The 15,660-nt window shown below is 43.6% G+C and carries 15 protein-coding genes and 1 riboswitch; of the genes, 4 read left to right on the top strand and 11 right to left on the bottom strand.

Annotated elements, in window-relative coordinates:
- Window positions 1–8: 8 nt before the first annotated feature.
- From nadA to VB077_RS08460, 3 genes are read right to left on the bottom strand one after another with little or no spacing between them, the layout of a single operon-like run.
- A complete protein-coding gene (gene nadA, locus VB077_RS08470) occupies window positions 9–1,097 on the bottom strand; it encodes a quinolinate synthase NadA (RefSeq protein WP_323414792.1) in 1,089 nt (362 codons plus the stop codon).
- Window positions 1,090–1,941, bottom strand: a complete 852-nt coding sequence (gene nadC, locus VB077_RS08465) for a carboxylating nicotinate-nucleotide diphosphorylase (RefSeq protein ID WP_323414791.1) — start codon at window positions 1,939–1,941, stop codon at window positions 1,090–1,092. Before nadC ends, nadA begins: the two co-directional genes overlap by 8 nt.
- Window positions 1,938–3,479 (bottom strand): L-aspartate oxidase, encoded by a 1,542-nt coding sequence (locus VB077_RS08460; protein WP_323414790.1) that lies wholly within the window; start codon window positions 3,477–3,479, stop codon window positions 1,938–1,940. The genes nadC and VB077_RS08460 overlap by 4 nt, the downstream gene beginning before the upstream one ends.
- A gap of 136 nt (window positions 3,480–3,615) precedes the next feature.
- Between VB077_RS08460 and VB077_RS08455 the strand changes: the two genes are divergently transcribed.
- The 3 genes from VB077_RS08455 (at window position 3,616) to VB077_RS08445 (ending at window position 6,123) form a co-directional block, all read left to right on the top strand.
- Window positions 3,616–4,152, top strand: coding sequence for a transcription repressor NadR (locus VB077_RS08455; protein WP_323414789.1), 537 nt, complete (start codon window positions 3,616–3,618; stop codon window positions 4,150–4,152).
- A gap of 219 nt (window positions 4,153–4,371) precedes the next feature.
- Entirely contained in the window at window positions 4,372–4,500 is a 129-nt protein-coding gene (locus tag VB077_RS08450; RefSeq protein ID WP_323414788.1) for a hypothetical protein, read from the top strand.
- 171 nt (window positions 4,501–4,671) lie between these two features.
- Window positions 4,672–6,123 carry a metallophosphoesterase family protein gene (locus VB077_RS08445; protein ID WP_323414787.1) on the top strand — a complete coding sequence of 484 codons (1,452 nt, stop codon included), beginning with the start codon at window positions 4,672–4,674 and terminating at the stop codon, window positions 6,121–6,123.
- A gap of 11 nt (window positions 6,124–6,134) precedes the next feature.
- Here VB077_RS08445 and VB077_RS08440 read toward each other — a convergent pair whose 3' ends face one another.
- From VB077_RS08440 to VB077_RS08430, 3 genes are all read right to left on the bottom strand, one after another.
- Window positions 6,135–7,112 carry an anti sigma factor C-terminal domain-containing protein gene (locus VB077_RS08440; protein WP_323414786.1) on the bottom strand — a complete coding sequence of 326 codons (978 nt, stop codon included), beginning with the start codon at window positions 7,110–7,112 and terminating at the stop codon, window positions 6,135–6,137.
- Window positions 7,109–7,615 (bottom strand): RNA polymerase sigma factor, encoded by a 507-nt coding sequence (locus VB077_RS08435; RefSeq protein ID WP_323414785.1) that lies wholly within the window; start codon window positions 7,613–7,615, stop codon window positions 7,109–7,111. Before VB077_RS08435 ends, VB077_RS08440 begins: the two co-directional genes overlap by 4 nt.
- A 198-nt stretch (window positions 7,616–7,813) precedes the next feature.
- Window positions 7,814–8,404 carry an undecaprenyl-diphosphatase gene (locus VB077_RS08430; RefSeq protein WP_323414784.1) on the bottom strand — a complete coding sequence of 197 codons (591 nt, stop codon included), beginning with the start codon at window positions 8,402–8,404 and terminating at the stop codon, window positions 7,814–7,816.
- A gap of 134 nt (window positions 8,405–8,538) precedes the next feature.
- On the opposite strand from VB077_RS08430, the gene VB077_RS08425 reads away from it, so the two are divergent.
- The gene (locus VB077_RS08425; protein ID WP_323414783.1) at window positions 8,539–9,411 is read left to right on the top strand and encodes a polysaccharide deacetylase family protein; all 873 of its coding nucleotides are present in this window, start codon (window positions 8,539–8,541) and stop codon (window positions 9,409–9,411) included.
- 12 nt (window positions 9,412–9,423) lie between these two features.
- On the opposite strand, the gene VB077_RS08420 is transcribed toward VB077_RS08425, so the two are convergent.
- The 5 genes from VB077_RS08420 to VB077_RS08400 form a co-directional block, all read right to left on the bottom strand.
- Window positions 9,424–10,875, bottom strand: coding sequence for a hypothetical protein (locus tag VB077_RS08420; RefSeq protein ID WP_323414782.1), 1,452 nt, complete (start codon window positions 10,873–10,875; stop codon window positions 9,424–9,426).
- A 19-nt stretch (window positions 10,876–10,894) separates the two neighbouring features.
- Entirely contained in the window at window positions 10,895–12,184 is a 1,290-nt protein-coding gene (locus VB077_RS08415) for a nitrate/sulfonate/bicarbonate ABC transporter ATP-binding protein (RefSeq protein ID WP_323414781.1), read from the bottom strand.
- 16 nt (window positions 12,185–12,200) lie between these two features.
- The gene (locus VB077_RS08410; RefSeq protein WP_323414780.1) at window positions 12,201–13,928 is read right to left on the bottom strand and encodes an ABC transporter permease; all 1,728 of its coding nucleotides are present in this window, start codon (window positions 13,926–13,928) and stop codon (window positions 12,201–12,203) included.
- 120 nt (window positions 13,929–14,048) lie between these two features.
- Window positions 14,049–14,221, bottom strand: a riboswitch (M-box (ykoK) riboswitch).
- Between the two features lie 53 nt (window positions 14,222–14,274).
- Window positions 14,275–14,823 carry a manganese catalase family protein gene (locus tag VB077_RS08405; RefSeq protein WP_323414779.1) on the bottom strand — a complete coding sequence of 183 codons (549 nt, stop codon included), beginning with the start codon at window positions 14,821–14,823 and terminating at the stop codon, window positions 14,275–14,277.
- Between the two features lie 72 nt (window positions 14,824–14,895).
- Complete coding sequence (locus VB077_RS08400; RefSeq protein ID WP_323414778.1) at window positions 14,896–15,642, bottom strand: ABC transporter ATP-binding protein; 747 nt, start codon at window positions 15,640–15,642, stop codon at window positions 14,896–14,898.
- Window positions 15,643–15,660: the final 18 nt, after the last annotated feature.

Genomic DNA, 15,660 nt, shown 5'->3' with positions numbered 1-15,660 from the left:
CGGGAAGATTATTTACTCAATTCTAACATTCGATCCAAGGCCTTGATGGCGTCTGCAGTGATCTTCTCATCAACTGTAATTTGATTGACAACCTTCCCCTGATTGAGATTATCGAGGGCCCAGAGGAGATGAGGCTGGCTGATTCGCCCCATCATTGTGCATAAGCAGCTGCCTTCATTGAGGCTGATAATCCTCTTATCCGGATTTTGTTGAGCTAAACGCTGCACCAGGTTAAGCTCTGTGCCGATCGCCCAAATACTCCCCGCCCTAGCTTCAGAAACCTGACGAATGATAAAGTCTGTGGAACCGCTGAGATCCGCCTTTGCCACCACATCATGACTGCATTCCGGATGGACAATGACTTTGATTCCGGGATATTTCTTGCGAACTTCATCCACCTGCTCAGGTTTAAACCGAAGATGGACCGGACAATAGCCATCCCAGAGAATCAGTTGCGGAGCCTCTTTAGGAAGCTCAACTTCGTCTGAGTTTTCTCGATTCCAAAGAAGAATATCCTGGTCCCGTAATCCCCATTGCAGTCCGGTATTGCGACCCAGATGTTCATCCGGTAAAAATAGAATTCTTTTTCCGTCATCTAATAATTGCTTAAAAATCTTCGGGGCATTTGAAGAGGTACACGTCATTCCGCCATTCCGTCCACAAAATGCTTTGACCTCGGCACTTGAATTAACATATGTCACCGGAACGAAGGTTTCGGAATACTTCGCCATAAGGTGCTGCCAGCATGCTTCCACATCCTCAAGCTCAGCCATATCTGCCATAGGACAACCCGCCCCCAAGTCCGGCAAAATAACCCTTTGCTCAGAAGAGGTCAACATATCCGCTGTTTCACCCATGAAATGAACACCACAGAAAACGATATACTCTGCTTCTTTTTCTTGAGCCGCAAGCTGGGCTAGTTTTAGGGAATCCCCCCGATAATCGGCGTAACGAATAACCTCATCCCGCTGATAATGATGACCGAGAATCACTAATTTCGAGCCCATATTCGCTTTGATCGCACGAATCCGTTCGTCGCGCTCCTTCTCATCCATCAGGACATAGTCATCCGGTATGGGTTGCTGTCTTTTAAACATTACTTTTCTCCCCGCTTACGATATTCAAGCTCAGATCCAAGGCCTTGACCGAATGCGTCAGCCACCCCAGCGAGATTAAATCCACGCCAGTTGAGGCGATTTCTACTAAGGAATCTAAGGTAATCCCCCCTGAGGCTTCGACCAAAACCCTCTTGTCAATGAGCTGAACCGCTTGCCTCATCAGCGCTGTGGACATATTATCAAGCATAATGATATCGACAGGATTCTGAAGCGCTTCCTCAACCTGTTCGATGGTTTCCGTTTCAACTTCGACCTTAACCATATGTCCCACCTTGGCTCGGACTAAGCCCACTGCCTCCGTAATTCCACCCGCTGCCGCAATATGATTGTCTTTAATGAGAATCGCATCAAACAATCCGAAACGGTGGTTATAGCCGCCGCCCGTTTTCACCGCATTTTTGTCCAACCCTCTCAAGCCGGGCATTGTTTTACGCGTATCGACGATATGGCAGTCAAAGTCCTTGATGCATTCCACTGCTTTATTCGTCTCTGTCGCGATACCTGACAGGCGTTGCAGCAAATTAAGCGCAACCCGTTCTCCGCTTAAAAGCGCACGCGTTCTTCCTTCAATCACGGCTACCGCTTGTCCCGAGGTAACCCGTTCACCATCCTGCACGCTTGCCCGAAAATCCACCTTCTCATCAAGCATTGTAAACACTTTTTTCGCAATATCCAAACCGGCGATAATTCCTTCAGCTTTAGCCGAAATTCGCGCTGCTGAAAAATGATCCTCGGGAATAATCGTTTCTGTCGTCAAATCTTGAAACCCAATATCCTCATTGAGAGCCTGTCTGATCATGTCCTCATAATATAGGGGGTTCATGCGGATTGCCTCCTTAAGTTCAAATGTTTCGGCTGCCAGGCAGGATCAACATTAGGATAATCCAACCGGTAATGACTCCCCCTGCTTTCCAAACGCTGCAGTGCCGAAGAAGTCATAAGTTTCGCCACAAGAATCATATTTTTAAGTTCGACATCACCGGCATCGACTTCTTTTTCAAGTTGGCTGAGCTTTTGATAAGCTTTCATCATCCCCGTATTCTCGCGAATAATCCCGACAAGAGACCACATTAGATGCTGCAGGGTCTGAACTCGTACATCCTTTAAATCAATGGGTTTATACTCCTGCGTAATTTCTTTTTCCGCCGAACTTGGCTTTAAGGAATCCACATTGGGTAAAACAAAATTCCCGCTTTGTGAGTGCAAATCCTGGGCCACTCTCTTCCCAAAAACCAATCCCTCCAGCAAAGAATTGCTCGCTAAACGATTGGCACCATGAACCCCCGTATTGGCGCACTCTCCGCAAGCGGATAAACCCTTAATATTTGTCCGTCCAAAGCTATCCGTCTGAATCCCCCCCATGAAGAAGTGGGCTGCCGGAGTAATCGGGATGAGATCCTGACTTGGATCAAGCCCTAACGAATGGATTTTGGCATAAATATTCGGAAAGCGATGCCCGAAATGATCACCCAGAGCAGAAGCATCAAGGTAAACGTGATGCCCTTTTTGCTGCTCATCCACAATGGCCCGAGTGACAACATCCCGTGGCGCTAAATCAGCCCGCGGATGATAATTGGGCATAAAACGCTCACGTTCTTCTGTCACAAGTACGGCTCCTTCACCCCGAACTGCTTCGGAAATGAGAAAAAGAGGATTATCCTCCGAAGCCAATGCCGTCGGATGAAATTGAACAAATTCCAGATCACTGAGTACTGCCCCGGCTTTCCAGGCCAGTGCCAAGCCTTCACCCGTACTCAGCAATGAATTCGTCGTTCGCCCGTAAAGCTCACCGATACCGCCTGTCGCGAGAACAACACTTCGGGCAAGAATCCGCTTAAGTCCTTCTGGGGTTCTAACGACAGCCCCATAACAACGCCCTCCTTCAACAAGAAGAAGCTCTGCTCGAGTTTCCGGGAGGAATTTCACGTTTTGTTCTTGAACCTTTCGGAAAAGCGTCTCCCAAACTGCGGCCCCGGTATCATCTCCTCGGTGAATCACTCGGGCCAGGCTGTGAGCCCCTTCCCGTCCCAGTGCAAGCTCACCGGAATTTGTTCTATCAAAGCACATCCCCATTTTAATTAACTCGTCAATAATGTGGGGGGCTTCTTGTGTTAAAATATGAACGGTCTTTTCTTGACAGGCTCCGGCCCCTGCGATCAAGGTATCTTGGGTATGCACTTCCGGAGAATCATTTTTCCCTACGGCTGCTGCAATCCCGCCTTGAGCTAAGGTTGAATTACATAAATCCGGCCGATCTTTTGCAATAATCATAACCTCACCATAAGAGGATGCTCCCAGAGCAGCAGATAGGCCTGCTATACCGCTGCCGATAATTAGAAAATCCGTCTTCATGTTTTGCATTTTCAACCCAACCCCTACTTATTTATAAGACAGTTTTTATAAGTCAGTTTTACCACTATGTCATTACATGTGTCAAGACATTTGCGTTGACAGTTGTCCATTATACCCGTAGAATCGAATTAAAGTAGGTGATTAAATGCCAGCTAAAAAAGGAAAATCCGGTCTGGAACGGCGCGAATTTTTACTCGAAATGCTCAAAAAAAGTTCAGAACCTCTTAAAGCCGCTCTACTCGCTCAAATCACCGGAGTCAGTCGTCAAGTCATTGTCCAGGATATGGCACTGCTTCGTGCTAAAGAAGAACCTATCCTTTCAACTTCTCAGGGTTATGTCTATATTAATGATTCTCCTTCACAAGGCGTTCAGCGGGTCATTTTTAGCCGACACTCAGCTCAAGATACAAAACGAGAATTAACGCTGCTGGTTGACCTCGGTATAAAAGTTCTTGATGTCGGAGTTGACCATTCTGTTTATGGGAAAATTTTTCGTCCGCTTAATGTTAAAAGCCGCCTCGATGTACAAAACTTTCTCTCGCAAATGACACAGAAAGAAGCCACTTTGCTTTCTTCTCTCACCGATGGCCTCCACCTCCATACCTTAGAAGCCCCGTCAGTTGAACTACTGGATAAAGCCTGCAAAGTTCTTGCCGAAGAAGGCTTTTTGGTCGAGTGGTAAATTCTACTTTCCAAATTGTGGCAATTCAATAAGGCGCCGCGTATGATGTACTATCTTAACAGAAGGGGGAAATTCAAATGGCATTTGGCGCTGGCGTAGCAGGTTGTGGTCCCAACTTTTTACCGGGTATTGCGATCGTAGTCGTTATTATTCTTCTACTGATTGCGATGGGTATCGTTTTTTAAGATCATCTTTAATGGATAGAAGGAGGACGGAATAATGTACGGACTTGGTGCAGGTTTCGGCGGCGCATGCGGCTGTGGCGGCGGTCTTTTTTCCGGCGGTGTCGGAGTAGGAATTATTGCAATAGCTATATTGATTCTTATCGCCCTTGGCGTTATCTTCTAATAACGTAACAGTGCCCCAGAAGCTTCTTCTGGGGCACCCGTTTTCTGGCAAAGTTAATTAGCGATATTTCGCCCTAATCTAACCTGTTGTATTAATCGCTTACAATAATGGATATAATCAACTTATGTGAAGCGTTTAAGGACGAGGATACCCGGATAAGAAGGTGCATGCATGCGAAAGAAATGGTTGGTCCTAATATTGCTCATAATAGGTTTAGGAGTTACAAGCGCCTTTATCTTACATAGCTACAAGAACTTCAAGGTACAACAAGGTTTTGTCCCTATACCGTTATCTTTTGATCCCTACACTTCTGTTTCTTCATATGATTGGAACGGTAATCTCGTCAGCATCCAGGGTGGCTTTGTCAAAGGAAAAATAAGTGAAAACTCTAACCGGGAAAGCTTACTGTTGCGATCCCTTTCACCGACACCCCTCATTACGTTTAAGAGTGAAACTGAAAAGTCATGCAACGTTAGATTAGAAAACGTGAATCCCGCGCAGATAAAGACCAATGACTCAATAGGGAATCTTGAGACGATTGATCCACACACCATTGCATTCACGGTAGACCTACAGGCGAATCAACCAAAAACCATTCAATTTGAACTTACTACTGATGAGAATCCCGAAGTAATAATGCTTGGCGATAATAGAAACGGTTACGGTACATTTTCTCAAATCATCGACCAAATCAATAGTATCAAACCTGCATTTGTTGTAGACAACGGTGATCTTGTCTATGGAGGAGAACCCAATCGCTATCGACTCTTTTATGAAACTATTTCCAAGCTCCAAGTTCCGCTCTATACAACTTTGGGAAATCACGACATCCGAGAAAACGGTCTTCCTATATATACAGGGCTTTTTGGACCTGCTTACTACTCTTTTGACTATTTGCAAAACCACTTTATTTTTTTGGATAGTTCTAGGGGGTGGGCGGAAAAAACTGCAATTTCTCCCGAACAATATCGTTGGCTGGAGTCTGATCTTCAAAAAGCACAGGGAAAACGAATTTTCGTGGTTTCCCACATTCCTCCCACTGATCCCCGATCCAATGTTACTCCGAATACTTATCCCGAATCGCCAAAAACGAGTACACTGCAGAATATAATGAACAAGTTAAGCGGTACCAGTAATATAGATCATGCCTTTAACGACAAAGACGAATCTAAAAAATTTGAAGACCTGATGACTAAGTATAAGGTTGATACTGTTTTTTTGTCGCACATTCACAGCTTTTATAGTTTTGTAAAAGGCAACGTAAGATACGTAATTACCGGGGGGGCCGGTGCTGAACTCCTGTCTAAAGGCAGTGAATATCACTACATTCGCGTTCATATAACCGAAGAAGAGAATTATTTGGAAATCGTCGAATTACCCTCTCCACCTAATCAAATAATCGATAGATATTGGGCTGCGGCACAGTTATTCATCAGTTCTACCTATAAAGAGTATTCTTCGCTTGTTGTAGCTATTGGTATATTTATAGCTTTGATAGTAGCCTGGATACTTTGGGTATTAAGACAACAGTGGTGGCCGTTCCTGAAAAAGTTAGGCCGCTGGATTTACGAAGTTATAAGACTTTCTATTCTTAAATACAAGGAAATCGTTCGGGGCAAATAATCAGGCGGCGCTTAATATTTATCAATAATTACACCGAATGAAGAGGCCTTAATATGTGGATTCCCTATTAAAGAATTGAGTTCTTCCTTTGAGCCTTGAACGATGACCCCCAATAAGGGGACCTTGGATGGGTCTGTATAACCTTTGGAATGGAGTTCATCATATATTTTTTGGTATTGAGGATAGGTTTTTAGATCGAAAAGAAAGTTATTGTAACCGAATCCAAAAGCACCCTCATCCGGCCGATAAACACTCACGCCAAGAGCTTCAAATTCACGGATGAATGCGGCCTTCGCATCGTACTCCCTGGCTTCAGTTGAATACCTTTGAACATCTTCGCTTTTATACGTATCAACCCAATACCAGCTGGCATTAGCATTAGGCAGGATCTGCGATATTTCCGAAATCGTATAGGGTTGATCAAAGGACAAAGCGACTTCTATAATCTTATTCCCAGAAAGTTCCCCCAAATGATCTAAATCATTCTTATATTCTTTATAGGAAACCTCAGGGTGGAAGAAGATCATCTTGTAATACCCGAACTCCCAATAGCTCGTTGGCCATTCCCCTTCACTATGACCACCTACAGTACGTCCTCTCGTCATTATCAATTGGGGGACTATGCCAAAAGGTTGAACTCTGTTTTCTAAAACAACCGGTCTGCCGCCTACTTTACGACTTATGGTATAATCACTCAACCCTCCTAAAAAGCCAAAATCATCTACGGTAGAACTGATATATCCATTAGGGACGGTTAATCTTACAAAGGCCTCCAGCCTCTGAAAAGCATTATTGCTTGCGTGTACCGTTAGGAGAAAATTACCTGCATTAAACAAAATCATTACGAACACAGCCACGATGACCGAGATGAGGACTGTCTTTTTGGTTGATTTTCGTTTGCCCTTTTTAATGGCTTTGTCAAGTTGATCCTCATCAAAGATTTGGTCCAACCGGCTATCTATGGGTTGATCATTCTTTTGGTCTGTCATCGCGTCCCATTCCTCCATACTCTTTTAAATTCATTACGAGCCCGATACAAATAGGTTTTGACTGTCTGCTCGGGGAACCCCAACATTCTTCCAATCTCTTTATTCGACAAGTCCATATCGTATTTTAAGATTAACAATTCCTTATAACTGGTTTTTATCCCATTCAGACACTCGCGTATTTCATAGGCCCTTTCCTTTACCAAGTGAACGTCCTCAACCTGTTGATCAGCGGAAAAGCTCTCTAAAAAACGGTTCTCGTCAAGAAGCAATACCTCGCGGGCAGCCGTTTTCTTAAGGTAATTACGATAATTATTAAGAGCCACCTTAAAAATCCAAGCAGAAAGCTTTTGCGGATCCACATCTTCAAAATGCTCAATGGCCTTAACAAAGCTATCGTGAACAAGCTCCTCAGCCACTTCCTTCCGGCAGCCATGCTTTAACAAATATCGATATACAATTAACGCATGGTCGTTATAGAATTGAGTCAGTACATCTTTTTTCATAAAGGTAACCCTTCCCCAATTATTCTGGGCTCTATATATTAAGACAATTATGGCATCAAAAAGTATACACTTAATTGTTTCTGCAAATAAAAAAGGCATACCTCCTGCTACTTTCTTTACAAAAGGTATGCGTCGCCCTTTAATATGAAGAAAGCGCAGTCCCCTGACCAGGGAAAGCGCTCTCTCCGTATCTCATATTCACTTATTCTTTGCGTAACTGCCATAATGAAAGAGGCGAATTCCAAAGTCTGTAATAGGCCGAAATAAGGAACTAAAATGCCACATCAACCGGCCGCTAAGCGTCCCAATGATAATGCCGGCAATAACATCCGTCGGCCAGTGAACACCGGTATAAAGGCGGGCCACAGCATTAAGGACTGCTAAAACAGTAAAACTGACAGTGATCCATTTAGACGCTTTTCCCCAGGATGCAGCTGCAAATCCAAAACTACCTGTTGTATGATCACTGGGAAAAGAAGCATCCGGACTATGGGGAATAAGTTGAGTAAACGTACCCTCATTTAGAACCACAAACGGACGCGGCCGGAAGTAGATATGCGATATAATCACATTGATAATTAACCCTAACACACCTGCAAAACCCATAATAATCAGGGCATGCCGCTGTTTAACTTCGGCCTTGGGCAGAGTCAGCCAGGCGATAACAAAGAGAACTATATAGAGTTCAAGCGAGTATTGGGCGATAAACCCCAATATCTTATCCATCAATTCGTGATGACCTGCGAATTGATTAAAAAAGTGATATACTTGCACGTCAAATGAGTTCATTTCCTAAAATTCCTTTCCTTATGTCTTGGATAAATCAAAAACGACAAACTATATTATAGTATATTCTCTTTATCAAAACCTGAATGTTTCCTTAAATTTTGATTAAAAATGATGCCTATAGGAGGGATCTTTGAGTGGGCTTCAAGCGCAACCTAATTCTTGCGGGGATCAGTCTTTTTATTTTAACGATAATTCTATTCAACTTTAAATGGCCCTTAAACTTTACTTTCGGGGATCACCATTCAGAAGTAAAATCGGCAGAACAGGTTGCCCCGACTTCAGACCCGTCAAATTCAACTCCCACACCTGCACTAACCCCAGATAATCAAGACAAGCCAAAATTAAGCGAGTTTCCCAAAGAGGGCATCCCCGTTCTTATGTACCATTCTATCAGTACGATTCCCGGTAATACCCTCGGTGTTCCGGTTAAACAATTTACCGAAGAAATGGAATGGCTTCATCGCCAAAATTATCATTCTTTATCCCTTGAAGAGTTTTACCAGGCTTTAGCTAACGGAACCCCGGTACCGGAAAAGCCCATTTTGCTCACGTTTGATGACGGATATTCGGATAATTATAATGATGCCTGGCCGATCTTACGCCAATATGGCTTTAGGGCTACCTTTTTCATTACCACGAATTCCGTAGGCCCTGGGATGATGAACTGGGATCAACTGAATGACCTCGCCCGCCAAGGAAACTCCATCGGCAGCCATACGGTAAATCATTTAGACCTAGCGACACTTTCTGATAAACAACAAAAAAGCGAGCTTACAAATTCAAAGCAGGAACTTGAAAAAAACCTGGGCATCAGCGAAATTGCGCTTTGCTTTCCATCCGGCCGTTATAATAAAACAACACTGGATTTGATGCCGGAACTCGGATACAAGCTCGGTTTTACAACGCAACCCGGTAAAGTCCATTTAGGTGACGACCTATTGACGCTCAAACGCGTACGCATTTCCGGCGGGATGTCTCTTGCTTCCTTCCGGGAACTATTTCCCTAAACACGCAAATCTTTACTGGTCTGACGTGTAATCGGTATAATCCGGCTTGAACCATTTTATTCCTATACTTTTCTTACCCGTATTGTCCTGGGGATTGCGCTGTATTTCTTCTTCATTAATCGGGTTTAGGTTGAGAAGTAAGTAAGTGTTATCCGGATCATCAACATAAAAAGTAAGGCCGCGAATTTCATCCATTTCAGGGATACTTGTACCTAATACCGGGTCGTCAATGATGTTAACATTGATGTAGGTCTTGCCCTCTACTTGCGCAACCGAATAATGAACATATTTATGACTTCTCGCATAATTCAACAAACGTGAAGTGCGCGCAACAAGTATTTTCCCGTCATCATTATAGCTTTTAAGTAAATTTAGAGATTGTACTCCTTCCGGGGTAAAAGGAAATTCTTGACTTTCTTTGCCCAAATGCTGAGTCACGATTGAATACTTTCCTTCTTGGTCGAGTTGATCTAACCGTGCTTTTGTGATTTGACGTGATATCAACGGTGTTTCCCAGGTCCAATCTAGCTTCCCCTTATTTAAATCATGGGTATAGCGATGGAAACCCCATACCTTCTGACCATCCCGTAAATCAATGGGAAATAGGGGATCATCCCAGCTAAACTGATTTGATCCGGCGGAATTCCAGACATAACGAATCCCATTCTTCAGGGTTAAATCTGTATGGTAATACGGTGATTTAGGATTATCACCTTCTTGATAGTCAAAAAAATGGCTCTTTGGGCTATAGGCCCCAAAATTTTGGGCATTTGTCGGACTACCATGATTGATCCAAACTTCAGGTTTAAATCCGCTCTGATTCATTTCCTTCCATGCAGCGACAGCTAAATCCCGTGTGAATTTAATCGAACGATCATTTCTGGAGAAATCCCCGAAAGTATGGATTGAATCAATCCACCCTGCTTTAAAGTAATGGACAATCTTCTCAGCATCTTTCGGCTTATTCGGATCAGTTCCTTGGAAATAGGACATCGAATAGTCAACAGAATGTCCCTCTCCATCCACTTTTCCCGATGTGTCATTTGCAATGTAAAACCAGGTAGAATCTCCAATATCTAAACCCAAACCCGGCCCATAGGGGGTTTGTTCCTTCGTGTTTAAAAAACGGTGATACGTCTCAAACTTCTCCACAGTGTTCATATCTGTATCGGAAGAAATCGCCAACATCGCATCATAGGGATAGGGAAATTTCCGTACCAGATCAGCATGCTTTGTCGCGGTTGTTTCTTGGAGAGCGTTCTTTACTGTATCAGAGACATTAGGAATAGCGGATTGGGACGTCGTATCAGCTATTCCATTCGCTTTCATTTTAGAAGCGTGTATAAGCACTGCCGCTCCGATGATGACTATGAGGAGACTAAGCGCAATAATCACCGTTATCCTTCGTCTTTTCATCATTCGTCTTGTTGTACGGCGACGCCCAGCCTTAGAATGCTCTATCACACTAAGTTACTCCTTCCGTTTAGTCCTCTTCTTTTTCTAAAAATAACTGGCCAACATGCTCATCATAGGCAAACAGCTCCGCATACCTACCCCAATCTATAATCGTGTTAAGCTGATTTTGAGCCTCTTCTTCACCAAAATGACGGGTTAGTATATTTAGAAAAAATTCTTCCGGCATCTTCCCATTTGATTTAGAATTTAAAGCCGAAAAGACTGTATTTAGACTTCCCACACGTTGCAAAGCCTGTTCTCTAAAGATTTCTTTTCTCTCTAAAACTGTTGCTTCAGCAAACGCTTTCCCGATAGGGGTTAGTTCAATATCCCCTTCCTTAATCATTACCAGTTGCAGCATTGAGGCAGCTTCCACAATCGGCAAAAGGTCTTCAAGGTCTAGATTCAGTTGGTCTCCTAATTTATATAAATCTGTTTTTTGACCGATATCCTCAAGTAACTCGATAAAACCCGTTAAAGCTCCGGAACGTGCGTTAGGTAACTGAGCTAATTTCTTGGTTTTATCTTCTTTGTAAGTTGCAGCTCCAACCTCTTTGGTCGTCAAAATCGAATAGATTTTGTCTACCAGAGCTGTAAACATTCTATCTTGTTTATCCCGCCAGTGCGGTAAGTTAATTGGAATATTGGCAACTACTCTAGCCGGGTCTCTGGATAAAACGACTGCCCGATTAGCCATATATACCGCTTCTTCAATCCCATGGGTTACCATAATGATTGACTTTGTGGGTATCCGTTTCTCCATCCAAAGCTCCAGTAAATCACGTTTCAGGTTCTCGGCGGTTAACACGTCCAAGGCGGAAAACGGCTCATCCATCAACAAGAGATCCGGTTCCATCACCAAAGCCCGGCCCAGTCCAACCCTTTGTTTCATACCACCGGAGAGTTCTTTGGGGTAAGCTCTTTCAAACCCGTCTAATCCTATCATATCAATAATTTCTATGGCCTTTTCTTCTTTCTGCTTTTCGTCAAGGCTATGGTTATTCTTTAAACCCAACTTGACGTTTTCCAAAACGGTAAGCCACGGAAACAAGGCAAAGGATTGAAAGACCATACTCATTCCCGTTCTGAATCCTTCACCGCTTTCATTTTTGTAGTATACTTTCCCCTGACTCGGTTCTACCAATCCGGCAATGATTCGCAGCAAAGTCGATTTACCGGAACCGGAGGGTCCCAAGATAGCCACAAATTCGCCTTCCTGTATTTCCAAGTTTATATCGGAAAGTACAGTAGAATTATTGTTTCCGGGCAAGTCATAGGTCTTAAAGATATGATCCAATTTGATTAATGCTTCTGCCATAAGACTAACCCTCCTTCTAGGCGATATTGAATTTCTCGTTTGCGAGTTTATATAACTTTCGCCAAATCAGTCGATTGGTAAAAACGACAATCAGAGCCATTACTGTAATTCCCCAAATAATTTTCGGCCAGTTGCCTTCATAGGTTGCAGAGGCTATATAAGCCCCTAAACCGGTAGCGATCAAATCATGGTTTTGCCAGGAGACAATTTCGGAAACAATGCTTGCATTCCATGCTCCGCCGCTGGCAGTAATCCAACCGGTAACAAGATAGGGAAATATCGCCGGTAGAATGAGCTTTTTCCATCTTTCGTAGCAATTAAGCCCTAAAACCGTACTGGCTTCCTTTAAATCATTGGGAATTGCTAAAGCACCGGCGATGACATTAAAGAGAATGTACCATTGTGTACCTAAAATCATCAGGGGCACGGCACCTATTTCAATGCTTATATGGTAGTTAAGATAAAATAGAGTGATAAAAGGGAAAACCATGTTGGCCGGGAAAGAAGCCGCAATTTGAATCAAAGGTTGGGCGAAACGAGCAAGTTTGGGGTTTAATCCGATGGACACGCCCACAGGTACAGTCCACAGGGTGCCGATCAACGTCCCCGCCAAGACACGCAAGAAAGTATAACCCCCATAGCCAATAGCCTTAAGCAAATCGCTTTGACTGAGCTGCAAAACCAATAAGAGTCCATCAAAAACATGATTGATTATAACATAAATTACTCCAAAGGCTGCGCCCCATTTGAGTAAACGGACCCAAAATTTTATAAGGGTGTTTTCTTTTAGATTAAGCTTATTACGATTAATTCCTTTGATTGATGATTTGATTTTTAAGGCGATGGTCCTGACAACAGTTTGTACTTGAGAAATGACAACAGACTTTCTCAATAGATCCAAAAACCAGGATTTCTGCTCATCACCTTCAGACTGCTCCATCTTGAATTTCTGCGACCAGGCAACCAGAGGTCGCCAAAACAATTGGTCTACAACAACAATCGTAATTATCATTGTGACAATGGATAGATAAATTGCATTTATATCTCCCTTGTCAATAGCTGTTGCCATGTAAGAACCAATTCCCGGTAGTTTAATATCTTTACCTAAAACTGTAATGGCCTCACTGGCGGCGAGGAAAAACCAACCTCCTCCGAATGACATCATACTATTCCAAACCAATCCGATCATGGAATAAGGGAGTTCCAGCTTGGTAAATTTACTGAATACGGACATATTTGTCATAGCGGAAACTTCCCGCAACTCGCTTGGGATGGCCGTTACCGAGTAGTAAAAGCTAAACGTCATGTTCCATGCCTGCCCGGTAAAGATCGCAAAAATCGAGGCTAACTCGGGTCCGAGCATACTGCCGGGAAATAAGCCGATCAACCCTGTGACGGTCACTGACAAGAAACCTAAAACCGGAATGGATTGTAAAATATCAAGTAATGGAACCATAACTATACTCGCACTTTTATTATAGGCAGCAATATGACCATAGACAAAAGTAAATACAAGAGACAAACCATAGGCTAAGAACATTCTTATCAAAGACCGTCCGGCATAATAAGGAAGCAGCAGAGGATCAAGGCTTATCTCAGAGATCTGCTCAGGAACAACGGGGGCTTTCATTCCGCTTCCCAGGGAAAGTATAAAGTAAAGTAAGCCAAAGGATAAAACAATGACTAAAATATCTACCCACCCAAATTTCCTTGTCTGTTGAGTTTGAATAAATTCCCTACGCATCAGTAACACTTCCAATCCACACCACTATCTTATGGCTGCCTTTAGTTTGCAATAGTGGCAATAAAAATAACCTGGGAAAAGCACACAAAAAGTGTACAGCCCAGGTTAATAACCAAGCCTCGCTTTCCCCGCTCGTTTGAGTTTTGGCACTACACGACGTAGAATGAACATTCCATTCAGCCACCTTAAGTAAAACCTTAATCCGGTAATACCTGTTCTACCCATTGGCGTCTCTCGACATTTCCGGGCAGTGGCCTTTGTTCGTATAGGAGCCTCACCTAACGAAGAATTCAATTATATTGAAGGATAATACTATTCTCAGCATTTGTCAATTGAAAATTCAAAGTCATACCTGCAGACTCGCCTTATAATCGTAAATTAACTGCCTGAACTGCTCAACACATGCCCCCTGCAGAATCAAACCTTGGGCCGTTTGAAAAAGGTGTTTGTGTACATCTTCCCTGCTCCCTAAGAAACCGATCATTTGCTTAAGGCCGGGGTCCTGAGTCATCGTAAAATGTTGATTGTATAAAGCTTGGGCTCGTATCTCTGCTTCAGCATCCGCTTGAAGCATGGCAATGGGATCAAGACTTTGATCAACATAGCTGAGATTCCAAGGCGTTCCTTGGGAATTCACATAACTGAGCGGAGGTCCGCCTAACCGCTTGATCGCCACCGCAATCATTTCCATATGACTTGCTTCTTCAGCCGCAATCATTCCTAAGAGTTTAGCTACATAAGGATTAGGCATGTTCGCTCTGTGATTTTGATATTGAGTTGCGGCCGAAAACTCACTGTCCTTTCCCCCGTAATGTTCGAGAAGAATTTGACCAAACCTGGGATCTTGACGTTCGACCTGAACCGGATACAAAAGTCTGTTGCAAAAGGTAAACATGATCCTCCCCCCTAAATCAGAGCCTACCTCACTATATGAAAACTAGAACCTATTGCTACTTAACAGCACCACTTAATGGGCGAGAAGCTTAATGATTTGCCGTTTATAATCTATAAACGCATCCGAAACCAAAAATGCATCTCCACGGGGTCGTGGTATATCGATAACAATCTCAGAAGCAATCATCCCCGGCGGGCCCGTCATAATGTAGACCCTGTCCGAAAGAAAAATCGCTTCATCAATATCGTGCGTTATAAACAAGGCGGACATATTAATGCGATCCATCAGTGCCAGATACCATTGGTGCATTGCACTTTTGGTGATGGCATCCAGAGCCGAAAAAGGCTCATCGAAAAGGGCAACATCCTGGGAGAACAAATACGTTCTTAAAAGTGCGGCGCGTTGGCGCATGCCTCCTGAGAGCTGCGTTGGATACTTCTTTTGCGTACCCGCCAGTCCAAACTCCGCAAAAAGGCTCAACGCCTGCTCTCGGGCCTCACTTTTGCGCATCCCGCGAATGAAAAGCGGCAAGGCAACATTATCAAGCACCGTCATATGGGGCTGCAACAGATCCTTTTGCTGCATATAGCTCACTTTGCCCGCTTGTCCGGTGATATCCTCACCATTAAGGAATACTTGTCCCCTATCCGGATGAAGGACACCGGCAATCACGTTAAACAAGGTGCTTTTTCCGATACCGCTTACACCGAGCAGGCTCACTAACTCGTTTTCTCTAAGGCTGATATTGATATCCTTAATAATGAGTTCACCCGCATAACATTTAGAGATATTTCGTGTCTCAAGTTTTGTTGCCGCCATTTTCACTCCTATACGCTA

Origin of the sequence: Desulfitobacterium sp., from assembly GCF_034927245.1 — a bacterium.
Lineage (GTDB): Bacteria > Bacillota > Desulfitobacteriia > Desulfitobacteriales > Desulfitobacteriaceae > Desulfitobacterium_A.
Note: the sequence above shows the minus strand (reverse complement) of the source record. Positions and strands in the feature narration are given on the sequence as shown.